At 62.5% G+C, this 20582-nt stretch carries 20 protein-coding genes; 6 read left to right on the top strand and 14 right to left on the bottom strand.

Annotation, left to right across the window (positions count from 1 at the left end):
- Positions 1–150 precede the first annotated feature (150 nt).
- Complete coding sequence (locus tag ISP18_RS15360; protein WP_380013778.1) at positions 151–1764, top strand: glycoside hydrolase family 17 protein; 1614 nt, start codon at positions 151–153, stop codon at positions 1762–1764.
- Here ISP18_RS15360 and ISP18_RS15355 read toward each other — a convergent pair.
- From ISP18_RS15355 to ISP18_RS15335, 5 genes are all read right to left on the bottom strand, one after another.
- Positions 1660–2082, bottom strand: a complete 423-nt coding sequence (locus ISP18_RS15355) for a hypothetical protein (protein WP_380013775.1) — start codon at positions 2080–2082, stop codon at positions 1660–1662. The genes ISP18_RS15360 and ISP18_RS15355 overlap by 105 nt on opposite strands.
- Entirely contained in the window at positions 2079–2855 is a 777-nt protein-coding gene (locus ISP18_RS15350; RefSeq protein WP_380013772.1) for an endonuclease/exonuclease/phosphatase family protein, read from the bottom strand. The genes ISP18_RS15355 and ISP18_RS15350 overlap by 4 nt, the downstream gene beginning before the upstream one ends.
- Before the next feature lie 118 nt (positions 2856–2973).
- A complete protein-coding gene (locus ISP18_RS15345) occupies positions 2974–3633 on the bottom strand; it encodes a thiol:disulfide interchange protein DsbA/DsbL (RefSeq protein WP_380013770.1) in 660 nt (219 codons plus the stop codon).
- 65 nt (positions 3634–3698) lie between these two features.
- Positions 3699–4577 carry a thiol:disulfide interchange protein DsbA/DsbL gene (locus ISP18_RS15340; RefSeq protein WP_380013767.1) on the bottom strand — a complete coding sequence of 293 codons (879 nt, stop codon included), beginning with the start codon at positions 4575–4577 and terminating at the stop codon, positions 3699–3701.
- A 58-nt stretch (positions 4578–4635) separates the two neighbouring features.
- A complete protein-coding gene (locus ISP18_RS15335) occupies positions 4636–5442 on the bottom strand; it encodes a c-type cytochrome (protein ID WP_380013764.1) in 807 nt (268 codons plus the stop codon).
- Between the two features lie 277 nt (positions 5443–5719).
- On the opposite strand from ISP18_RS15335, the gene yihA reads away from it, so the two are divergent.
- Entirely contained in the window at positions 5720–6364 is a 645-nt protein-coding gene (gene yihA / locus ISP18_RS15330; protein WP_380013761.1) for a ribosome biogenesis GTP-binding protein YihA/YsxC, read from the top strand.
- Between the two features lie 58 nt (positions 6365–6422).
- Here the strand turns inward: yihA and ISP18_RS15325 are convergent, their stop codons facing one another.
- Positions 6423–6914: a GAF domain-containing protein gene (locus tag ISP18_RS15325; RefSeq protein WP_380013758.1), complete on the bottom strand. Its 492-nt coding sequence runs from the start codon at positions 6912–6914 to the stop codon at positions 6423–6425.
- Between the two features lie 74 nt (positions 6915–6988).
- Here ISP18_RS15325 and ISP18_RS15320 point away from each other — a divergent pair, with 74 nt between their 5' ends.
- From ISP18_RS15320 to ISP18_RS15310, 3 genes are read left to right on the top strand one after another with little or no spacing between them, the layout of a single operon-like run.
- Positions 6989–7696, top strand: a complete 708-nt coding sequence (locus tag ISP18_RS15320; RefSeq protein WP_380013755.1) for a TMEM175 family protein — start codon at positions 6989–6991, stop codon at positions 7694–7696.
- On the top strand, positions 7696–8370 hold the full coding sequence (gene bioD, locus ISP18_RS15315) for a dethiobiotin synthase (protein ID WP_380015867.1): 675 nt from the start codon (positions 7696–7698) through the stop codon (positions 8368–8370). Before ISP18_RS15320 ends, bioD begins: the two co-directional genes overlap by 1 nt.
- Before the next feature lie 57 nt (positions 8371–8427).
- The gene (locus ISP18_RS15310; protein WP_404559530.1) at positions 8428–8778 is read left to right on the top strand and encodes a hypothetical protein; all 351 of its coding nucleotides are present in this window, start codon (positions 8428–8430) and stop codon (positions 8776–8778) included.
- A 51-nt stretch (positions 8779–8829) separates the two neighbouring features.
- Here the strand turns inward: ISP18_RS15310 and ISP18_RS15305 are convergent, their stop codons facing one another.
- The 7 genes from ISP18_RS15305 to ISP18_RS15275 form a co-directional block, all read right to left on the bottom strand.
- Complete coding sequence (locus tag ISP18_RS15305) at positions 8830–10965, bottom strand: site-specific recombinase (RefSeq protein ID WP_380013749.1); 2136 nt, start codon at positions 10963–10965, stop codon at positions 8830–8832.
- Between the two features lie 150 nt (positions 10966–11115).
- Positions 11116–12018, bottom strand: coding sequence for a polyprenyl synthetase family protein (locus tag ISP18_RS15300; protein WP_380013746.1), 903 nt, complete (start codon positions 12016–12018; stop codon positions 11116–11118).
- An 85-nt stretch (positions 12019–12103) separates the two neighbouring features.
- Positions 12104–13759, bottom strand: a complete 1656-nt coding sequence (locus ISP18_RS15295) for a copper resistance D family protein (protein ID WP_380013743.1) — start codon at positions 13757–13759, stop codon at positions 12104–12106.
- A 132-nt stretch (positions 13760–13891) separates the two neighbouring features.
- Positions 13892–14260 carry a copper resistance CopC family protein gene (locus ISP18_RS15290; protein ID WP_380013740.1) on the bottom strand — a complete coding sequence of 123 codons (369 nt, stop codon included), beginning with the start codon at positions 14258–14260 and terminating at the stop codon, positions 13892–13894.
- A 48-nt stretch (positions 14261–14308) separates the two neighbouring features.
- Entirely contained in the window at positions 14309–15025 is a 717-nt protein-coding gene (locus ISP18_RS15285) for a phosphorylase family protein (RefSeq protein ID WP_380013737.1), read from the bottom strand.
- Between the two features lie 8 nt (positions 15026–15033).
- Positions 15034–17010 carry a squalene--hopene cyclase gene (gene shc, locus ISP18_RS15280; RefSeq protein ID WP_380013734.1) on the bottom strand — a complete coding sequence of 659 codons (1977 nt, stop codon included), beginning with the start codon at positions 17008–17010 and terminating at the stop codon, positions 15034–15036.
- Positions 17007–18179, bottom strand: coding sequence for a phytoene/squalene synthase family protein (locus tag ISP18_RS15275; RefSeq protein ID WP_380013731.1), 1173 nt, complete (start codon positions 18177–18179; stop codon positions 17007–17009). Before ISP18_RS15275 ends, shc begins: the two co-directional genes overlap by 4 nt.
- Before the next feature lie 403 nt (positions 18180–18582).
- On the opposite strand from ISP18_RS15275, the gene hpnA reads away from it, so the two are divergent.
- Complete coding sequence (hpnA, locus tag ISP18_RS15270; protein WP_380013728.1) at positions 18583–19557, top strand: hopanoid-associated sugar epimerase; 975 nt, start codon at positions 18583–18585, stop codon at positions 19555–19557.
- 21 nt (positions 19558–19578) lie between these two features.
- On the opposite strand, the gene ISP18_RS15265 is transcribed toward hpnA, so the two are convergent.
- On the bottom strand, positions 19579–20580 hold the full coding sequence (locus tag ISP18_RS15265) for a ferritin-like domain-containing protein (RefSeq protein ID WP_380013725.1): 1002 nt from the start codon (positions 20578–20580) through the stop codon (positions 19579–19581).
- Between the last annotated feature and the right edge of the window lie 2 nt (positions 20581–20582).

The raw sequence follows: 20582 nt of genomic DNA, 5'->3' as shown, positions 1-20582 counted from the left end.
TGGTAAGTGTAATGGATGGTTTTTTTGTGTCCTGAACGTTCCTTCACAGCCGTCATGAAGTGTGGGCGGCGGAGCGGTTTGAATGCACTGCGTCGTATTTCCCGCTGCTAAGCTTTCGCGTTTCGACCGCAGCACACCTACAGGACCCGCATGACGTCTCCGTCCAAGAACGCCGCTCATTACGGACTTGCCTGGCTGGCGCTGATCCTGGCCACGCTCGCCGGTCTGGCCTGGTGGTGGCAGATCGGTCGGCCGGTCGACTTGCCGGATGCGCCATCGGCGCGTATTGCCTGCGTGTCCTATGCGCCGTTTCGTAAGCCGGGCGAAACGCCTTTCAATACGCATTTCGTCATGACGCCGGAACGCATCGACGAAGATCTGCACGCGCTGTCGCAACGCTTCGACTGCGTGCGCACCTATTCGCAAGGTCACGGGCTCGCTGCTGTGCCAGCGATCGCCGCGCGCTATCACATGCAGGTGCTGATGGGTATCTGGTTGGGTAGCGAGGTGAAGGAAAACGAAAAGGAAATCGAACTGGGCATCGCTACCGCCAAAGCGAATCCTAAGACGATTCGGGGTGTTATCGTCGGCAACGAAGTACTGTTGCGCGGCGATCTGTCGCCCAGGCGGCTGACCGAATACATTCGGCGCGTACGCGCGGCAGTGCCCACAACGATCCCGGTGACTTACGCCGACGTATGGCAGGACTGGTTGCGCTATCCGCAAATGGCCAGCGTTGTGGATTTCATCACCATGCACATCCTGCCTTACTGGGAAGACAATCCGGTAGCGGCTATCGATGCCGTGCATCATGTGGAGGATGTTTATGCGCGCATGCAGCACATGTTCCCCGGCAAGCAGCTGATGATCGGTGAAACCGGTTGGCCCAGCGCGGGACGTCTGCGTCGTTCGGCCGAACCGAGTTTGGTGGACGAAGCGTTGTACCTGCGTGCCTTTCTTCGCTATGCCGCCGACGTGCACATGCCGTACAACGTGATCGAAACCTTCGACCAGCCGTGGAAGCGCGCGCAGGAAGGCACCGTGGGTGGTTATTGGGGCATCTTCGATACGCACGCGCAGCCGAAATTTCCGATGCTCGGACCGGTGACCGAAGAGCCACATTGGTGGCTGGGATGGCTGGCCGGCGCGGTGTGCGCCGTGGCGTTCGCGATGGTGGGTGCATGGCGCCGCAGCTGGCGCGGGATCAGAGGATGGTTGGCTCTGTTGCTAGCGGGTTTCGCGGCCGGGACTTCAGCGGCGTGGCAATTGCGGCAGATGATGTTCGCTTGCGAGTGGTGGTGGCAATGGCTGCTCTCGGCGGTATGCCTGGTGGGTGCACTGGTCATTGCAACGGCGTTAGCGCGGCGCATCGCGGGGCATATGGCGGATCATCACGATCATTCCGAACCTGCGCAGTGGTGGCGCTTCGGCGCGCTGTTCGCGCTGGTGCTCTACGACATTCTGCTGGCCTTCGACGGCCGCTACATGGATTTTCCGATGGGTCTGTTCCTGCTGCCTTGCGTTGCGTACGGCATGTTCGGTCTGCTGACGCACGAGCTATCCATGCCGTCGGCCGAGCAGCGCTTTCTAGCCTGCATCGGGCCCATCCTGGCGATCGCGCCGGTGGTGCAGGAAGCGGGCATGAACAAAGTGACGTGGCTATGGCTGGGGTTGAATCTGGCGATTGCCGTGCCGATCTTGGTGGCTTGGCGCTGCCATGCGGTTCGCCTGCAGCCGCACGAGGCGCAGGCTGCCGATCAGTAAGGCTATGGCGCCGGCGTCATAGCAGTACAGGTTGAGTGCGAACACGCCAAGCGCCGCGGCCAGGCCCGCGAGCCACGGTTTGCTCCAGATCATCGCCAGCGCGGTAACGATGATTGCCGCGACGCCGTAGCCATATCGGCTGAAGCCGATCACCACCGCCAGACGCACGCTGCACCAACTGGGAGGACTGCCGTCGTCGCAAAGATCCGCCAGCGTTCGCGATTCGATAAGGCCGTAGCGCAGCCCTGCGCCAAGCAGGCCGATCATCACGATCAGAAGCCATGGCATGGCGATAGGAATGAAACGTCTTGCGGTCATCGATGCTTTTTCACAGAAGTTGAGGAAAACTGGATTTCCGCAGCCAGCGCCAGATGATCGGAGAACGCCTGCGGCAGCGTCCACATCTTGTCGATCCGGATGTCCGATGACACCAGAATATGATCAAGCGCGCGCCGCGGTTTCCAGCTTGGGAAAGTCGGCACCGCTTGCTCCGGCGGTTGCAAGCTCGAGTGCGCGAACAGGTGACGCATTTCCGGGCTGTGCGTGTCGGTGTTGAGATCGCCCATCAGCACCGCGTGCGGATGATCCTGCAGTACTTCGGCGATGAAGGCGAGTTGTTTCGCGCGCGCCTGCGCGCTGAGTGAAAGATGCGCGACCACCACCGCCAATCCGTGCGCATCGTCGCCGAAACGTGCCAGTAGCGCACCGCGCCCGGGAATGCGGCTGGGCAGCGGATAGTCGATGACCGTTTGCGGCTCGAGCCGGCAGATCAGACCATTGGCCGTGTGCGAAAGCTGCGCGACCGGCCGGTTCGGCTGATGGCTCCAGAACGGCATGCCGGACGTTTCAGCCAGATAGCGTGTCTGATTGAGGAAGCCCGAACGCAGGCTGCCCGCATCGGCTTCTTGCAGACCGACCACGTCGAATTGCGGCAACAGTTCGGCCAGGCGATCGAGGTTGTCCAGCTTGCTGCGCGCCGGCAGCACCGCGTTGATGCTGCGGGTGACATATTGCCGGTAACGTTGCACGCTGGCCCCCGCCAGAATATTGCAGCTCAGGAGGCGCAGCCGTTGGTGCTTGGCGGGGGACATGGATCCAGCGTCGAGGATGCTCCGGAAAGGTCGGAGCATCCTAAAGGTTCTCGATGCGACTATTGTGAAAGCCGCATGGGAAGGATGCTCCAGACAGCGATCGGAGCATCCTGGCGGTTTACTTCTGCTTGGCGCTCAGCTCCTGCTGCACCAGCCACTTGGTGAGATCCACCAGCTCAGAGAAGCTCTTGATGTTGGCGCTGCGGTACTTGCCGTCGACGACGATGGTCGGCGTGCCATCCACACCCCAGGACTGAATCAGCGTGAGATCTTTCTTGATCTGCGCATTCACTTCGGGCGAGTTGGCGATCTTCAGAAACTCGGCGCGATTGGCGCCATGCTGTGCGTAGAAATCGGCGATCTCGTCCATGGAGTTGATCGGAAATTGTTCCTCAAACTTTGCCTTGAACAGCGCATCGTGCGTCTGCTCCAGCAGGCCCAGCTTCTTGGACGCGTAATAGGCGCGTGCGAACGGCACCCAGCTATCGTTGAACGGCGCCGGTACTAGTTTGAATTCCACGCCCTTGGGTAGCGACTTGCGCAGCTCGTCGGCATACGTGGAGAACTCCGCGCAATGGATGCACGCGTAGGAGAACACCTCCACCACTTCCACCTTGCCGCTGTTGCTGTCGCGCTGATTCGGCGCGGGCAGGGTGACGTACTGGTTGCCGTCGGTAAAGGGAGCAGCGGCGGCATCGGGACCCGCGGCGCTGCACGCGGTGGTCAACAGCAACCCGCAGAGCAGGGCGGCGATGCGGAATTGGGCGGTCTTGAACATGGTTCTTCCTGCGCTTTTGATCAAACAAAAAAGCGCCCGGCGGACCGGGCGCTGTACATGGGTGGTTACTTGCCCGCGGCTTCCTTGGCGACGAGCCATTTGGTCAGCTCGATCGACTGCGGGTAACCGCCGGCGTTGCCGGGCGTGAAGCGATACTTGCCGTTGATGATGATGGTGGGCGTGCCATCTACGGCATACGCTTTCACCTGGTCATCGGCACGCTTCATCTGCGTGTTGATGCTGAAGGAGTTGGCTACGGCGACGAACTGTTTGGGATCCACGCCGTACTTGGCGTAGAACTTCGCCACGTCGTCGATCGTCGGCCACGCCGACTGCGGCTTCGGACGGCCGGTGGTGAGATCGTCCGAAGCCAGTTCGCCGGTCTTCCACACCGCGTCGAACACCGCGTCGTGTGCCTTCTCGGCCACGCCCATTGCCTTGGCGGCGAAGTAGGCGCGCTGGAACAGCGGGAAGTTTTCATCCGGGCGGAACGACACCGGCAGATAAGTCATCACCGCGTTCGACGGCAGGCTCTGCTCAAGCTGATCGGCGGTGGAGTGGAACGCGTTACACGCCGGACAGGCGTAGGAGAACGCTTCCGTCACCACGATCTTGTCCGGATTGCCGGTGGGCTGCTGCGGTTCGATGGTGAAGTAGTTCTTGCCTTCCACCCACTTGCCGTTGTCGACGAAGGGTTCGGATGGTGCGGAAGGTTTCTGCGTCGCGGCCGCCGTAGAAGCGGATGCCGGGGTTGCCGCAGTGCTGGCGGGTGCGGCGGCGGTGGACGCAGCTGTCGGGGCCTGCGCGGTGGCGGCAGGGGCCGTAGCGGCAGGTGCGGATGTCTGAGCCGGCGCCGGCTGCGGCGCCGAGGTGTCGGAGCCGTTGTGGCTACAGGCAGCGAGCGCAATCAGCGCCGCGCATAGGAAAGACAAACGCTTCAGCATGGCTGGCCTCGGGGATAGGTAAAACAGGGAAGCTTTGGACAACACTGACGAAAAGAAGTTACGGCGATGCGGCAGCCGCGCTATGGTCGGTCACGTGCAGGCCTTCGATGTAGCTGGCCAGTGCCGCGATATCTTGCGGGTCAAGGTTCTTGGCAACGGTCGGCATGATCTGCGCGTGGGCTTCGTGGCCCCATGTCGCGCCGTCGTGGAAATCCTTCAGCTTGGCTTCGATGTACTGCGCATGCTGGCTGGTGAGCTGCGGATACATCGCGCCCGGATTACCGCGCCCGTCGATGCTGTGGCAGGCCATGCAGGCGGGAATACCGCGTTCCGGATCGCCTTCACGGTAGAGCTTCTGCCCGTGCTCGACCAGCGCCTGGTCGGCCACGCCGGGCAGCGGCTGTTTGCTGGCGAAATAGGCGCCGATGTCGCGCGTGTCCTGGTCGGACAGCGGCGTGGACATGCCGAGCATGATCGCGTTCTGGCGTTCGCCATTCTTGAAGTTGTGCAGCTGGTGCGCGGTGTACATCTCGTGCTGGCCGGCCAGCTTCGGATACTGCGGATCGGAGGAGTTGCCATCCATGCCATGGCAGGCACCGCATGCCGCAGCCTTGGCCTGGCCGGCGGTGGCGTCGCCCGGCTTGGTGGAGGCCATCCAGTTGTCGTCATGCGGAGCGGCGGTAGGCATAGCGGCCGCCGGCGCGCTCGCTGCAGATGCGGGCTTGGCGGTGGAGGGGGCGGGCGCTGCGGCCGGTGTGGCCGGAGCTTTGGTGTTCTGCGCAAGTGCGGCGCCGGCGGAGAGAGCAAGAACCAGGGCTACTGCATTCAAAACAGCGAGCCGGCAACCAGCGAGCCGAAAACTCATACACTTGCCTCCAGGAAATACTGCTATTGACGTACGGTACGCACCCTCAGCGTACCGTGACTGGCAGAACTAAAGGATGATCTGATCCATTCTGCTTAGGCGTCACCGGCCCTGTCTGTCCGCATGCCTTCGGTCCATCGGTTTGACAGACGGCCAGTCTGCCTTCGCCGATGGTCCTGTGGCCTGCGAACAGACAGGGCCGGTGACGCCCACGCAGAATGAATCAGAGCATCCACAAATTATCCTTACCCCATCTTAGCCGGTCAAACGACAGCCTATGCCTATCAATCCGCTGCAGGGCGCACAATTCGTGCTCGCTGCCCATCGCATCCAGCAATTGCCTGCCGACGAGGGTGCCGAGGTGGCGTTCGCCGGCCGTTCCAATGCAGGCAAATCAAGCGCGTTGAACGCGTTGACCGGCCACAAGGGCTTGGCGCGCACCTCCAAGACGCCAGGGCGCACGCAGCAGATGGTCGCCTTTTCGTTGCCCACGGTGCTGCGCGGTGAAACGTCGCAGGCCGTAGAAACGCGCTTGATCGATCTGCCTGGTTACGGCTACGCCAAGGTGCCCGAAGCCTTGCGTGAGCATTGGCGTCACGAGATCGACCGCTACCTGCACGAGCGCCGCAGCCTGCGCGGCGTGGTGCTGATCGTGGACATCCGTCATCCGCTCAAGGAATTCGACCGAATGATGCTGGATTTCTGTGTGCGAACCTTGCTGCCATGCCACGTGCTGATGACCAAGGCTGACAAGCTGACGCGCAACCAGGCCAGCCAGGCATTGACCGTATTCCGCAAGGAGATCGGTGCGGACGTGCCGGTGACAGCGCAGGTGTTTTCGGTGCCGGATGGGACGGGTGTGGAAGACGCTCGCGCTGCGGTAATGCGGTTATTGGAGAGCGACGAGCGCAGTGCGATGTAACAAAGCGGACACGTTGGCAAGCTCATGCAAGCCTTTGGGCTTGTGCGCTGCTCGCAACTTATCCGCGAACGCTTTCCATGAACACCGCGCACAGCGCTTCCATGCCCGCGCGATCTTCCTCATCGAAGCGACCGATCGACGGACTATCCACGTCCCATACACCCAACAGTGTGCCGTCGGCCTTCACCAGCGGCACGACAATTTCCGATTGCGAGGCCGCGTCGCAGGCGATGTGGCCATCGAACGCGTTCACGTCGCGCACCAATTGCGTCTGGCGCGTTTGCGCTGCGGTGCCGCACACGCCCCTACCGAGCGCGATGCGGATGCAAGCCGGCTTGCCCTGGAACGGCCCAACCACCAGTTCCGTGCCGTCATAAAGGTAGAACCCGGCCCAGTTGAAATCGGGCAGGCTGTGGAACACCAGGGCGGCGAAATTGGCGGCGTTAGCGATGAGGTCTGGCTCGCCCGCAAGCATGCCCCGAGCCTGCTCGGCAAGCTCAGCATAGTGTTCGGATTTATTCGTCGCTTGGCCGCTCTTGATCTCAAACATGACGCGATGACTCGCTTGCTGCAGACTGGTGTAGGAAGATGGGGCGTCCGGCGCTACGGTGCAAGGGGAGGATCATGAGCGAAGAGCACGATGTTTCACGTGCCGGGCGTGTCGAGGCCCACCGTCTGGACGGCTTTATCGACGCGGCATTTGCCTTTGCGGTAAGCGTGCTCGCCATCGCTGGTGCGGAGGCACCGCATAGCTTGCACGATTTGCTGCTGGACCTGGACAGGATTCCCGGGTTCGCCTGTAGCTTCGCCACCTTACTGATATTCTGGCGTCGGCATGTGCATTGGCGCGATCGTTTCCGTCTGCACGATGGAGTCAGCATGCTACTGAGCCTGGCGCTGGTGTTTTTCGCGTTGATCTTCGTTTACCCGCTCAACATGCTGTTCCAGGCGTTCTTCAGTTCGCTCTATGCATTATTCGCCCATCAAGTGCTGCCTAACGAACCCGCGATCAGCAGCATGCACGAATTGAAAGCTCTCTACATCTGCTATGGCCTGGCTTATGCGTGCATGGTCGGATGCATCGCTTTGCTCTACCGGCATAGCTTGAAGCATTCGCACCTTTTGCACGCCGAACGGATCGAGGCACGCAAGGTGTTCTACATACAATTAGGTTCGATTGCGGTGGCGTTGTGTTCTCTGCTGGCCGCGCTGCCGATATCCGAAACAGGGGGCGCATGGGCCAGCCTGCCGGGCTATATCTACGGCTTGCTTGGCGTGGTCTATTGGTGGGCTGGGCGCTGGTCGAAAAAAGCTTTGGCGCAAACAGCGTGATGCGCGCGCTATTTATTGCCGGCACCGATACCGGTATCGGCAAGACCCACGCAGCCTGCACGTTGATTCATACGCTGCGCGCGACCGGTCAAAGCGTCTGCGGTATGAAGCCCGTCGCCAGCGGTTGTATCGAGACCGCGCAAGGTTTGCGCAACGAGGATGCGCTGGCGCTGCTGGCTGCCGGCAGCACGCCGTCGCCCCCGTACGAACAGATCAATCCCATCGCCTTGCGCGAACCGCTGTCGCCGCATCTGGCGGCCGCTCACGAAGGCGTGACGATCGCGTTGCAACCGCTACACGCGGCATTTGAGACCCTACGCGCGCGGCATGACGTGGTCGTGGTCGAAGGTGTTGGCGGCTGGCGCGTGCCGTTGGCGCCTGGCTTGCTTGCATCGGATATCCCCAAGGCATGGGCATTGCCGGTGGTGCTGGTGGTGGGGTTGCGGCTGGGTTGTCTCAATCACGCGCTACTCAGCGCCGAGGCGATCGAGGCGGACGGCTGCCGCCTCACCGGCTGGATTGGGAACTGCATCGACCCTGGGATGGCTGCGATCGAGGAAAATATCGCTACGCTACGCGCGCTGCTGCCGGCGCCATGCTTGGGCATCCTGCCCCATGGCATACCGCCGGAACGGGCGTGGAGCCTGCTCGATCAGGCTGCACTGCGCTTTTGAAGGGGAGGGAGGGCCGTGAAGCCCTTCATAGGAACGGTCACCAAAAAGGGAGGAACCATGACCAACCGTGCTCACTACTATCTGCAAATCAAGGATCTCGCGCACGCGCGGGGTGCGGAACCGACGCTGAGCTACGACGGCGCCGACCCGAACGATTTCGCTGCAGCCTTGCAGGAAGCCTTGCGCAGCCCGCTGCTGTTTCAGCGCTGGCGCGCCATGCAGCCCGATCCTGATGCGGTGGACGAACGTCTGGGTGTTACCGACCAGCTCGCCACGGTGAGTGCGAAGGTCGTCGACCTACACACCGATGTGGAGGTGATCACCGATCTGCAGATGAGCATCGTGCGCCAGCGCATGACGTGGCTGATCGGCACAAACTGGCAGCTGCACGACGTGCGTCACGGCTGAGCTACCTCCGTGGCCGTCATTCCCACTTTCGTGGGAATGACGGCCACGGGGTTACGCTGCGTCAGCGGCAACCTTGGTGCGCACCGGAAACAGCAACTGCAGCGGATTGGCCAGCACGTAGCGCCATAGCGCGCGATTGATTTCTCGCCGCGCGCGCCGCTGCATCGGCCTGGCGCGTAGCGCCATCTGGAATGCTAGTGCAAAGCTTACTGCCACATTGAGCACGGCCGTCATCGCCGTGCCGGCCAACGACCACCAGATTTCGTGCGTTTCGAATGAGGCGTGACCGAGCACGCCGATCGCCGTGCCGATGGATCCGGCAGCTACCGTGACGTGGCGGACTTCGTACGGCAGCGCAAACGCGGTGAGGATCGATGGCAACAGGCCAAGCATCATACCCAGCGTAAAATTGCCAGCCACGCCCGCGACGTTGTGGCGCGAGAAGTTTGCAAAGCGCACCGCACCGCGCTCGCCGAGTACGAAGCGCAGCCGACGGTTGTAAGAGAGCACATCACGCAGACGATGCAGCACGAACCAGTTGTCGGCCCATCCGGCCAGCAGGCTCGACGACCACAGCACCACGCCCGTCATCGCCGCATAGAGCGGGGTGGCGCCAAGCAGCGAAAACGAATGGATGGTAGCGCGCGCTTTTTCTGGAGTGATCAGGTTGATGCCGAAAAGGTAGTGGGCCGCAAGCTGTATCGCCAAGCACACCGGAAAAATCGCCACGAGGTTCCCAAAAATGGCCGCCGCCTGCGTGCGAATCAACGCCACCACCGCTCGCACGAATTCGTCCAGCCCTTGCGGCGTGCCGATGCCTTCTAGCTTCTGTGCCAACATGGGTGCAGTCATCGCTGGCTGCTTGGTCGCCAGCGTGAAATGCAAGAAATGCATCAGCAGGAACGCCATCGCGTAATTGGCGCCGGCAAAGAAGCCTTCGACCATCGGATGCATGTGCAGGCCGAAAATGAAGAACTTGATGTAAACCGCCGCCGACATCACCAAGCCACCGCCGATCGCCATCCACAGCATGTGCAGATAGTTTTTTCGGTCGTAAGCGACGTAGTGTTCCCCGTCCTGCGCACTGCGATCGACCACTTTGCGCGCCAGCAGCGAGAAATTGCTGCGCATCAGGCTGCCTACGCTGTGGCTTGCGTGGTTCGCCGCAATGAGATCGGCGAACAGGCTGGCGATAGGCTCGGCCGAGCCGCTGTGCTGTCGGATGGACAGCCATGCTTCGAGCAACCTTTCGGTACGCGTGATGCGAGCACGCATCCGCTCCAATTGGAAGACGATGTCGACGTTGACGCCGTTTTCGTCCAGGTGTGCGTGCACGTCGAGCAAGGAGCGATGGCATTCGTCCAGCAGTGCGCGCAAGTAGTTCACTTCCTGCAGCAGCGTCTGGCTGATGCGTGGTTCGTTCGCCGTGTCGCTTTCTGCGGCCGTCTCGATAGCGAGCATGGCACGCGGAAGTTTGTAGAACGGCAGGGCATCAAGCCGGTTTTCGCTGAGGCGTGTGCGGATGGCTTTGGATAGACCGGTCGAGCCGATCTGCCCGACGAGATTGTGCATGGCGGCCAGTAACTCCACGGACAGGCGGTCGTGGAGCACGGGGGGCGGGAACTGCGTTGTAACGGCAGCGTCGCTTTGCGCCGCTTCGCGATAGGCAAACAGTTCGCTCAGTTTCTCGAGCAATTCGCGAGGGAGTGCCGCAACCCATCGCGCATTTTCGGCCGAGGGAAACATCAGCGTAAACAGCGCGGACAGGTCGCGGCTGTTGGGCGCCGGTGGAATCAGTGAATCCTGCAGCCGTTCGAGCAATGCGCCAGTGAAGCCCGAGTGGGATGGCATGCCGGAATCGCACAACAGCGCCATTGCATCCATATCGCGCACGATGCTTTGCAGTGTCAGTGCGACGCGCGCTTTCCATTCGGGATTGCGATCGAGCAGTTGCAGCAGATAGCGCAGCCGCACGTGAGGCGGATACTTCGGTGCCTGATCAGGCCGTTCCGCATCGTTGGCGATCGTGCCTTCGCGATGCAACCAATGCGAAACTTCGATCAACCATTCATTGCGCACCGCCAGTTCCGCCTGCGGATCGGCATGCGCCAGCAAGGCATCGATCTGCCGGCCCGTGCGCAATGCGTCCCGCCATTTGCGCCAGAATTTCGCGATGGATGTGAACATCGGTCAACGTCCTTCCTGTCGTTGTTCATGCGCGCAATGTCAGGTGTTACCACACCCGGTTGCGAACAGCACAGTCCTGTGTCTCAGAAAGCTCCGGCCAACGCGAAGTTGGCTCCCTCCCTGCGGTAAGCAGGGAGGCTGGGCAAACCATCAATGCTTGCGTTGCTGAATATAGTCGGCCAGCCACAGTAGCGGATCGGCGTGACCGGAGATGTTGCGGGCGGCCGTGCGCGCCTCGTCGAACAAGGCATCGGCGCGCTGCCTTGCCTGCTCCAGTCCGAGCAAGGAAGGGAAGGTGGATTTGTGCTGTGCCAGATCCTTGCCGGCGGTTTTGCCGAGCGTGGCGGTGTCGGCGATCTGGTCAAGCACGTCGTCCTGGATTTGGAAGGCCAGGCCGATGCATTTGCCGTAATGCTCCAGCGCCTGGTTGGTCGCTTCGGAAGCATTCGCCGCGATACCGGCTAGCTGGCAGGTGACGAGGATCAGCGCACCGGTCTTGCGGGCATGCAGCGATTCCAGTTGCGGGAGCGTAAGCGTGAGGTTTTCCGATGCCATGTCCACAGCCTGGCCACCGACCATGCCCAGCGAACCGGAAGCATGCGTGAGCGCGCGGATCATGCGCACCTTCTGTTCCGCATCGAGTGCTTCCGTGGTGGCCAGCGCTTCGAAAGCGGATGTCTGCAAGGCATCACCCACCAGTATGCCGATGGCTTCGTCGTAAGCCTTGTGCACGGTGGGACGGCCGCGGCGCAGGTCGTCGTTGTCCATGGCGGGCAGGTCGTCATGCACCAGCGAGTAAGCATGGATCAGCTCCACGGCGCAGGCAGCCGCGTCGATTTTCTCGGCCGCCACGCCAAGGGCTTCACCAGCGGCGTACACCATCAGCGCGCGCAGATGCTTGCCGCCCTCGCAGGCATAGCGAATGGCCTGGTGCAGCCGCTCCGGGTCGGTGGCAGCGGGCGGGTGGAGGGCATCCGTGGTGCGTTCCAGCCGTTTGAGATAGGCCGGCACGCGGTCGGCGAACGCGGAAACCTCAGGGGACGTCAGGCTCATTCGAAATCCGGGCAGAAGCAGGCAGGGTAGAAGCCTGCCCGCCCCAGATCGGGACGGGCAGACGACAACTTTAACATCGCTGGGCTCAGGCCTCGCGGTACCAGAGCAGGATCACACCTACCAGCATGAAGCACATCGGCCACACCCAGCCGGCAATGCGACCGCCGCGCCCGGGCAGGCGCAGCTCCAGCCAGCGCGCCCAACCGGAGGCCACGCCCGCCAGCGCCAGCGGCGTGTGGGTCAGCTCGATCAGCAGCTGATCCTTCACGTTCGAGATCTGATGGCTGTGCGTCAGCAACATCGCGCCGCCCACCGAAACCAGCAGCGGGAACACCAGCGCCGCCTTCGGGCTGCGCAGGCGCCCCGTACGCACCGCCCATTCGAACAGGCCGAACAGGATGATCAACGCCACGAAGAAGCGATGCTGCGCCACTTCCACGTCGCGCCACGCCGCCCAGAAGCCTTCCTGGCCCATCGGCCACACTTCCGGATCGGAGCGCACCAGCAGAAAGCCGGCCATCAGCAGGAACAGCAGCGGCCAGTGCTTGAGCCATCCCACACCTGCGCGATTGAGCAGGGCGAGCAGGCTGATCAGCAGCACGAAGATGCCGGCCCAGTGATGGTTGTATTCGGACCAGGCAATGTCGTCGGCATTGCGCGGTGCCAGCACGCCCGAGCCCGGCACGATGGCTTGCGCCGCGGCCTGGTGGCGTTGCTCGGCTTCGCGATCCAGCTGTGCCTGCGCCTGCGAGACCGCAAGCTGATCGTGATCGGGCGAGGTGAACCGCGGCCATACCGGCGCGTTGCGCACGGCGATTTCATGCAAGGTAACGCGATCGGTGGTGAGGTCCACCGCCGGCGGCACCGAGGTCAGCGAGGCCGCAGCAAAGAAAATGGTGAAGCCGATGCCGATCTCCACTTCGGCGAAGCGGCGCAGACGGATTACCGAGGCATCCTGGTTCTTGCGCAGCCGTTCGGTGACCAGCAGGTTGCCCAGGCCCAGCAGCAGCAGCGCGAGGAACATCGCGATCTTTGCGCCCACCATCACGCCATAGGCGGTGCCGTAGAAACCCTGCACATCGCCGATGTAGAACACGCTCATGACCGTGCCGGAAATGATGATGCTGGCCACGCCCACCATCGACATACGCGAGAAACGCCCGCCGACCACGCGCCAGCCGTCCACGTCTTGCAGCTTGCTCAGCGCCAGCACGAAACAGGGAATTGCGCCGATCCAGATTGCCGCACCGAACTGATGCAGGCCTTCCACGAATAGCAGTAGCGCGTTGTTGTCCAGACGCGCATAGGCATGCGTGGTGAAAGTGGCAGCGGTCAGCTCAATCGCACCAAGCAGCAGCGGCAACAAGGCGCCCAACAGTCCGCGGGACATGCGCCGGCTCAGGCATGGAATCAACAGCAGCGCGCAGAGCGTTTTGATCGTGCCCGCGATGGCGAATGGCGCCTGCATCACGTCGAGGAAGGTCAAGCCCACTGTGGACTTCACCACTGCTACTTGGAGTCCGACGCCCGCAATTTCCGCCACGATCAAGCCGATCGCGCTGAAGATGGTCAGCCTTGCTATGCGCCGTTCCAGCTCCACGCCTTGCGGCATTCGATGCATGAAAGGACGAACGAGAAAGACCAGAAACAGGATGCCGCCTAGCATCATCGACTGCGCGACGATAGTAAGACCGTGCAGGATGATGCTGAGGTAGCCGAAGATGTCGACGAGAAGTTCCACGGGGAATGCTCAGGGTGAAAGTCGATCTGGGTTTCCGCTCCTCATTCGGAGCGAGGTCATGCAACCCTCGTGGTCGTCATTCCCGTACAAGCGGGAATGACGACCACGAGGTGCGTAGATTGCGATGTCGGATTACTGCTTCGCCACCACCGTAAACGGCAGATCGCCGCGCGTGATGTGCCCATCCAGCGCCAGCGCCTGCCAGCGCAACGTATACGAACCCGGTGCGAGATCAGCGCTGGTGTCCAGTTCGTTGCTCTTGCTATCAGCGACGATGGTCAGCACCGTTTCGGTCTTATCGGGGCCGACCAGGGTGAGGCGCGAACGGTGCTGGTCGATCTTGCTGTTGTACTTGAACATCATCTGCACGTGGCCGGCGGTCAGTGTGCCGTTCGGCTTCGGCGAGCTGTCAACGAGGATGGCGTGCGCGGACGCGGCCATGCTGGCAAAAGCGCACAGTGCGGCAACCAGGAAGGATCCAGAACGATGACGCAGGGACATTCGCAGTTCTCCTAAAAACGCTGCCGCGATCGCGGCGATTCGAAAGCGTTATCGATGCCAGCCCAGGGTTGGCCCCGTCGCTTCAGCGGCGGCGCGCAACGCCTGCGTGGCCCGTTGCATGCGTGAGTATAGTCGCGGCAGCTCGCCCAGGACTGACGGATGCCTGCACAAGGCCGCCATCAGGTGCAGCGGACGCGGGCGTCCCCAGGCATCGACGCTGTCGTTCAACGCGGTGGGAATCGCATCGCGTGCTTCATCGACAATGGCCCGCAGTACCACGAACGGCAGGCCGCGTTCCCGAGCGACGGCTGCGACGGCGGCGCTTTCCATGTCCACCGCAAGTGCCGCGCAGTGTTGGTGGGCTGAGGCTTTGTCGGCAGGGGTCAGCAAGGGCGAGGCGACGCTGAGCAGGGCGCCTTCCATGTGAAGCGACGCGGCGAGTCGCTGCTGCAAGCTGGCGCGCCAAGCGAGATCGGCAGCATAGGCATGGCCGTCTTCATCCACTACGCGCTCCGGGCAGAACAGCGCGCCATTGTGCAAATGCGCGCTGAGCGCGCCGGCCACCCCGAAGACGGCCAACGCGGCAGCGCCTGCATCAGCCAACGCTTGCGCGCCACGCCGCGCAGCAACAGGCCCCATGCCACTGAGCCACAACGCCGCGCCGTCGGTAAGCGCGGTGATGTCATCCGGCTTAACGGTGTGCGAGGTAAGGGTTCTGGCTTCCGATGCCAACGCGACGACGATGCCCGTCGTGCGGATGGCCACGCGAGTGCTCAAGCCGCGGCCGATTGCAGCAATTGCCGGTACCGCGAGAGCGCCCACAGCGGGAAGTACGCGGTGTAACCGTGGTACTTCAGGTAATACACGCGCGGGAAGCCGGGCGCATTGTGCGAGGGATGGAACCACAGTCCCTCGACGTGCTGGTTGGCGATCAGGAAATCGATGCCGCGACGCACCGACTCCGAATGTACTTCGCCAACCGCTATCTGCGCCAACACCGCCCAGGCCGTGGATTGCGGCGTGCTGACACCGTCGTTGGTGCCGCGCAAAACCGGATCGATGTAGCTGTCGTTAGTTTCGCCCCAACCGCCATCGGCATGCTGGCGCGAGTGCAGCCACTCGACCGCCTTGCGGATATATGGCTGCTTAGGATCCTCGCCGGCCAGTGCGAGACCCGCCAGCACGCTCCAGGTGCCGTAGATGTAGTTGCTGCCCCAGCGACCCCACCAGCTACCGTCTTCCAACTGCGTGGCGCGCAGGTAGTCGATGCAGCGGCGCAGCGCTTCGCGATCTTGCGGGCGACTCAGCACGCCAAGAGCAGCGGCGACGCGGCCGGAAACGTCCTCGGTCGGCGGATCGAGCAAGGCGCCGTGATCGGCGAACGGAATCGAGTTGAGGTAGTAGTAGGTGTTGTCCGCATCAAAGGCGGCGAAGCCGCCGTTCTTTGATTGCAGGCCGATCATCCAGTCCGCCGCGCGATCGATGTTGATGCGGTGCCGTCCGGATTCGCCGCGGCGGCGATCCTGGATATGCAGCAGCGCCGCCACCACGGCGGTGTCGTCGATGTCCGGGTAATAGGCGTTGTTGTACTGGAAGGCCCAGCCGCCCGGCGCCAGATTCGGCGCACGCACGGCCCAGTCGCCCTTGAGTTCCAGTTCCTGCTTGGAGACGAACCAGTCGATGGACTTGTCGATGGCGCCTTGCGTCTGCGCGTCGTCACTGGTGTGCATCAGCGTCAGCGCGCTCCACACCGTATCCCATATCGGCGACACGCAGGGCTGGCAATAGGCTGAGCCGTCGTCGCGCTGGACCACCAGTTTCTGGATCGAACGCAGGCAGGTCTGCCGCGCGGGGTGATCCTTCGGGTAGCCGAGCAGCGCCATTGCTTCGAGGCTGTTGACCATTGGCGGGAAGATCGCGCCGATACCGTCTTCGCCATTGAGGCGCGGCATGAACCAGTCCACCGCTTTCTTGACGGCGCGCTGGCGCACCGACTTCGGAATGAAGCGATCGATCGCGCGGCCCATTTTGTCCAGCACGAGGAAGGTGCGATTGAGTAGGCCACCAAGGATGAAATAGTGGCGCTCTTCTTCAGGCGGCGTGACGAACAGCTCGCGGATATGCACCTTGCGCGGATTGGCTGCCTTGGCCTTAAGCGAGCACAGGATGGTGAGCGGCACCAGCGTGGTGCGCGCCCAATAGGAAATCTTATCGATATGGAATGGAAACCAGCGCGGTAGCAGCATGATTTCCACTGGCACGTACGGCGTGGCGCGCCACGGCACCTGTTCGAACAGCGCAAGCAGGATGCGCGTGAACACGTTGGCCTTGGCTGCGCCGCCGTGCGCGAGAATGGCCTTGCGCGCGATGCGCATGTGTTCGGCTTCCGGATCGTCACCGGCCGCCTTCAGCGCGTAATACCCCTTCACCGTGCACGACAGATCGATGTCGCCACCGTGGTACTGCGGCCAGCCGCCGTGTCCGTCTTTCACCTGGGTGGCGCGCAGGTAGCGCGCCATCTTCTCCTGCAGCATGTCGTCGATGTCATCCATGAAATGCATCATCAGGATGTATTCGGCGGTGATCGTGCAGTCGGACTCCAGTTCGAAACACCAGTGTCCGTCTTGATGCTGGCGCGCCAGCAAGGCGGCACGGCCGCGCTCGATCGAATCATCCAGCGTGCTGCCAGCGGCAGCTTGAAACAGATCGGCGGTGGCGGCAGTGGCAGTCTTGGGCGTAAACGGATTCATCGGTGTCCTGCTTCCTGTACATCGGCCGGTTCGCGCCAGGCGGCGGCATCGGCAATGTGCGGGATGGAACGTTTCGGCCAGGTGCGAGCAGGCGTGGAAGGCTCGCTCCATTCAGCCGTCAGCGGCGTCAGCGGCAGACCCCGCGCGGTCATCGCAAACAGCCAACGCAGGCCGGAGTTCGACTTACCCAGTACGCGCGTAAGCAGGATGGTACGGGCCACCGCCTTGCGCGAAATTTTGACCTGCGTGCCGGCGGAAAAATCGAGATTGTGCTGCAGGTTGCGCAGCGTGAGCAGCGCCATGCCGATCGCCCATAAGCAGAACCGGCGAATGCCTGCGTGCTTTGTGGGAATCATCAAGGTGTATTCGAGCGCCTGGCGCAGATGCGCGTGCGCGATGCCGACTAGTTCGGACATGGTGGCCGCATAACCGGCGTTCTGCTTGCCGGACTTGAGCGTGGAAAGCTTTACGCCGTGGCGTGCGAACAGATCCTGCGGCAGCCAGCAGGCGCCGCGCTCGCGGTCTTCCCACTGGTCCTTGAGGATGTTGACCATCTGCAGACCCTGTCCGAACGACACGGCCAGGCGCAGCATGGTGTTGCGATGCGGTGTCAGCAGCGGCTCGAAATCCACGAACAGCTCGGTCAGCATTTCGCCCACCACGCCAGCCACACAGTAGCAATAGCGATCCAGGTCGTGCAGCGTGGGCAGGCCGTGCAGCCCGGCCTTGCGCTGAAATTCGTGCATGCCGTGCGACATGATGCGCAGGCACTTCACGATCGATGCCTGCTGCGAAGACGAAAGGCTGCGCGTGACATCAAGCACCAGCGGCAGCTGCTGCATGAGGTCGCGCTCGGCGTCGAGCGTGCTGGCCGAAAGCAGGGGCGCGACTTCGTCCGCCACCTCCTGCGCATCGGCATCGCCGGTCACCGCATCGACGAACGCGTTTTCAAAGGCGCGTTTCTGTTCGGCGGAAAGCGCCGGTTCGTCCTCGATGGTGTCCGCGATGCGGCAGAGCAGATAGGCATTCGCAACGGCACGCCGCAGTTCCGGTGGAAGCTGCGGGATAGTCAGCGCAAAAGTCCGGGATACCTTCGGCAGGATCGCGTCCTGGTAGGTATCGGCCTTCTCGCGTCCGGTGCCGGCGGTGGCATTGTTTAATTCGATCATTGGTATGCCTCGACCGTCGGAATTATGACACACCCATACGGGTACGAATCCGGAACGGCGGTGGCGCACGCGGTCTTCGCGCGGGCAAATGGCGTGGATGGCATGCGCACAGTGCGGCTGGCTCGGGGCTGGCGGGGTGGGGTGGGCATCGCAATATGCTGAAGCACATGGGGTGCACGAACAAGTCTGCATCGTCTAGAAAGATGCCGCTCGGGCCCGCAACGTTGAAATGCTGATGAAAGGAAGACGGCCAACAGCCACAACGGTTGCGCCGTTTGCATGCAACGCGGGAGCATCCGCGAAGGGTTTTCATCCATAATTCCGGGATGACCATCCCAACTTTTTCGACGGCGCGTGTCGTCGTTTTCAGCGCGCTGCGGTTCGTCGCCAGGGTGATTGCATCATGAGGGCGCTGGTAACCGGAGCCACCGGATTCGTCGGCTCGGCCATGGCCCGCCGCCTGTTGCGCGACGGCCACAGTGTCCGCGTGCTGGCACGCGCGGGTTCGGATCGTCGCAATCTGCAAGGGTTGGACGTGGAGGTGATCGAGGGTGACCTCACCAAGCCCGACAGCCTGCTGCCCGCCTGCGACGGCTGCGATGCGCTGTTCCACGTAGCCGCCGATTACCGCCTGTGGGCGCCCGATCCGGCGGAACTCTACCGCGCAAACGTCGAGGGTACGCGCGCAATACTGGAGGCGGCCAGGCGCGTCGGCGTGCAGCGCATCGTCTACACCAGCAGCGTGGCCACGCTGGGCATTCCCAAAGACGGCACGCTCGGCAGCGAAACTACGCCGGTGACGGTGGACGACATGATCGGCCACTACAAGCGCTCCAAGTTCCTCGCCGAGGAAGTGGCCAGGCAGTTCGCGGCGGACGGGGTGCCGGTGGTGATCGTCAACCCATCCACGCCGATCGGCCCGTACGACATCAAGCCCACGCCCACCGGCCGCATCGTGCGCGATGCCATGGCCGGACGCCTGCCCGCATACGTGGATACTGGTCTCAACATCGTGCACGTGGAAGATGTGGCCGAAGGTCATTGGCTGGCGTACGAGCGCGGCGTGGTCGGGGAGCGCTACGTCCTCGGCGGCTTCAACATGAGCCTGCGCGAGGTGCTCACTGAGATCGCCGACATCGCCGGCCGTTTGCCGCCGAAAGTGCGTTTGCCGCATGCCGCGGTGATGCCGGTGGCCTATGTGGCCGAAGCCTGGGCGCGCCTCACCGGCATGCATCCGATCGCCACGGTGGAGGAAGTGCGCATGTCGAAGAAGCGCATGTTCTTCACCAGCGCCAAGGCCGCGCGCGAGCTAGGTTACACGGCGCGCCCGGCGCGCTTGGCGTTAGAAGACGCGGTGCGGTGGTTTCAGCAGCACTGACGGCCTGGAGGGAGGGTCTGCTTATTTGCGCTTGCGCCGCTCGAAGAACTTCAACACCGGCAACGCACATCTCACCAAGAACGGCATCGTGGTCGGCCGCAACAAACGTGGATCGTATCCGGCGAAGCGACGATCGTTTTCGCGCAGGCAGGTTTCCATCAGTTCCAACACGCTCAAATCCTTCTCCGTCACGGACTGCGCGCCGGTCACGGTGAAGTTGTTGTCTTGCGCGTGTTCGTTGCCGTCGCCGTCCAGGCTCTTGGCCAGTTCCATGCGCTCCATGCCGAGGAACCACCACACGCGGAAGACCTTCCATTCGAACGCGATGCGCTGGAACAGATTGAGATTCCGGCGATGCCAGGCCACCCAGTTGGCGAACAGCAGAATGTGTCGACATTCCTCCTGCATCACCGGCTCGAAGGTGTCGATCAACTCGGGCGGAAACAATCCCGAATCATGCGCCACCTTGAACAGGCCGAACGCAAAGAAGCTGTCGATGCATTCGCTGTAGCCGGTGACCAGATAGGCCCACTCCGGATCCTTCGGGTACTCGTACGGCGGCTCCGGCACCAGCGGAATGCCGTAGTGCTGCACCATCTTGGACAGCACTTCCTTATGCCGGTTTTCTTCCCAGGCGTTCTGCGCGAGGGCGTTGCGCATTTCCGTGTCGACGATGGTGCGCGCATAGGCGGCCATGCGCAGGCGCGCCTTGCCTTCGGTCTGCACGGCGATATCCCAGATCGGCAGCGAGGTGATGCGATGCAGGGACGCATCATCCAGCGTCGGCCACTGGAGCACCGACGGACGATAGGGATTGAAGGTCTCCTCAAACATCCGGCACATCATCTGCTTGTGCGCGTCCGAGCCGTACTTGAGGCGCCCCTGCTGGCGGCTGGACCAGTGACGCGTGCGCGTCTCGGAGGCAGCGATGGTGGCTGCGTCCGGCTCGCCATCCGGCAGCACCGGCTCGCGATAGCCGGGCACTAGTGCTTCGGGATCAAAGGCGTCGTGTTCGAACGTCATCA

This window comes from Dyella humi (assembly GCF_044904605.1).
In the GTDB taxonomy this organism is placed as follows: Bacteria; Pseudomonadota; Gammaproteobacteria; order Xanthomonadales; family Rhodanobacteraceae; genus Dyella_B; species Dyella_B humi.
Note: the sequence above shows the minus strand (reverse complement) of the source record. Positions and strands in the feature narration are given on the sequence as shown.

Coding starts and splice junctions, on each gene's coding strand:
- ISP18_RS15360 (WP_380013778.1), top strand. CDS start 151: ATGACGTCTCCGTCCAAGAACGCCGCTCATTACGGACTTGCCTGGCTG.
- ISP18_RS15355 (WP_380013775.1), bottom strand. CDS start 2,082: ATGACCGCAAGACGTTTCATTCCTATCGCCATGCCATGGCTTCTGATC.
- ISP18_RS15350 (WP_380013772.1), bottom strand. CDS start 2,855: ATGTCCCCCGCCAAGCACCAACGGCTGCGCCTCCTGAGCTGCAATATT.
- ISP18_RS15345 (WP_380013770.1), bottom strand. CDS start 3,633: ATGTTCAAGACCGCCCAATTCCGCATCGCCGCCCTGCTCTGCGGGTTG.
- ISP18_RS15340 (WP_380013767.1), bottom strand. CDS start 4,577: ATGCTGAAGCGTTTGTCTTTCCTATGCGCGGCGCTGATTGCGCTCGCT.
- ISP18_RS15335 (WP_380013764.1), bottom strand. CDS start 5,442: ATGAGTTTTCGGCTCGCTGGTTGCCGGCTCGCTGTTTTGAATGCAGTA.
- yihA (WP_380013761.1), top strand. CDS start 5,720: ATGCCTATCAATCCGCTGCAGGGCGCACAATTCGTGCTCGCTGCCCAT.
- ISP18_RS15325 (WP_380013758.1), bottom strand. CDS start 6,914: ATGTTTGAGATCAAGAGCGGCCAAGCGACGAATAAATCCGAACACTAT.
- ISP18_RS15320 (WP_380013755.1), top strand. CDS start 6,989: ATGAGCGAAGAGCACGATGTTTCACGTGCCGGGCGTGTCGAGGCCCAC.
- bioD (WP_380015867.1), top strand. CDS start 7,696: ATGCGCGCGCTATTTATTGCCGGCACCGATACCGGTATCGGCAAGACC.
- ISP18_RS15310 (WP_404559530.1), top strand. CDS start 8,428: ATGACCAACCGTGCTCACTACTATCTGCAAATCAAGGATCTCGCGCAC.
- ISP18_RS15305 (WP_380013749.1), bottom strand. CDS start 10,965: ATGTTCACATCCATCGCGAAATTCTGGCGCAAATGGCGGGACGCATTG.
- ISP18_RS15300 (WP_380013746.1), bottom strand. CDS start 12,018: ATGAGCCTGACGTCCCCTGAGGTTTCCGCGTTCGCCGACCGCGTGCCG.
- ISP18_RS15290 (WP_380013740.1), bottom strand. CDS start 14,260: ATGTCCCTGCGTCATCGTTCTGGATCCTTCCTGGTTGCCGCACTGTGC.
- shc (WP_380013734.1), bottom strand. CDS start 17,010: ATGAATCCGTTTACGCCCAAGACTGCCACTGCCGCCACCGCCGATCTG.
- ISP18_RS15275 (WP_380013731.1), bottom strand. CDS start 18,179: ATGATCGAATTAAACAATGCCACCGCCGGCACCGGACGCGAGAAGGCC.
- hpnA (WP_380013728.1), top strand. CDS start 18,583: ATGAGGGCGCTGGTAACCGGAGCCACCGGATTCGTCGGCTCGGCCATG.
- ISP18_RS15265 (WP_380013725.1), bottom strand. CDS start 20,580: ATGACGTTCGAACACGACGCCTTTGATCCCGAAGCACTAGTGCCCGGC.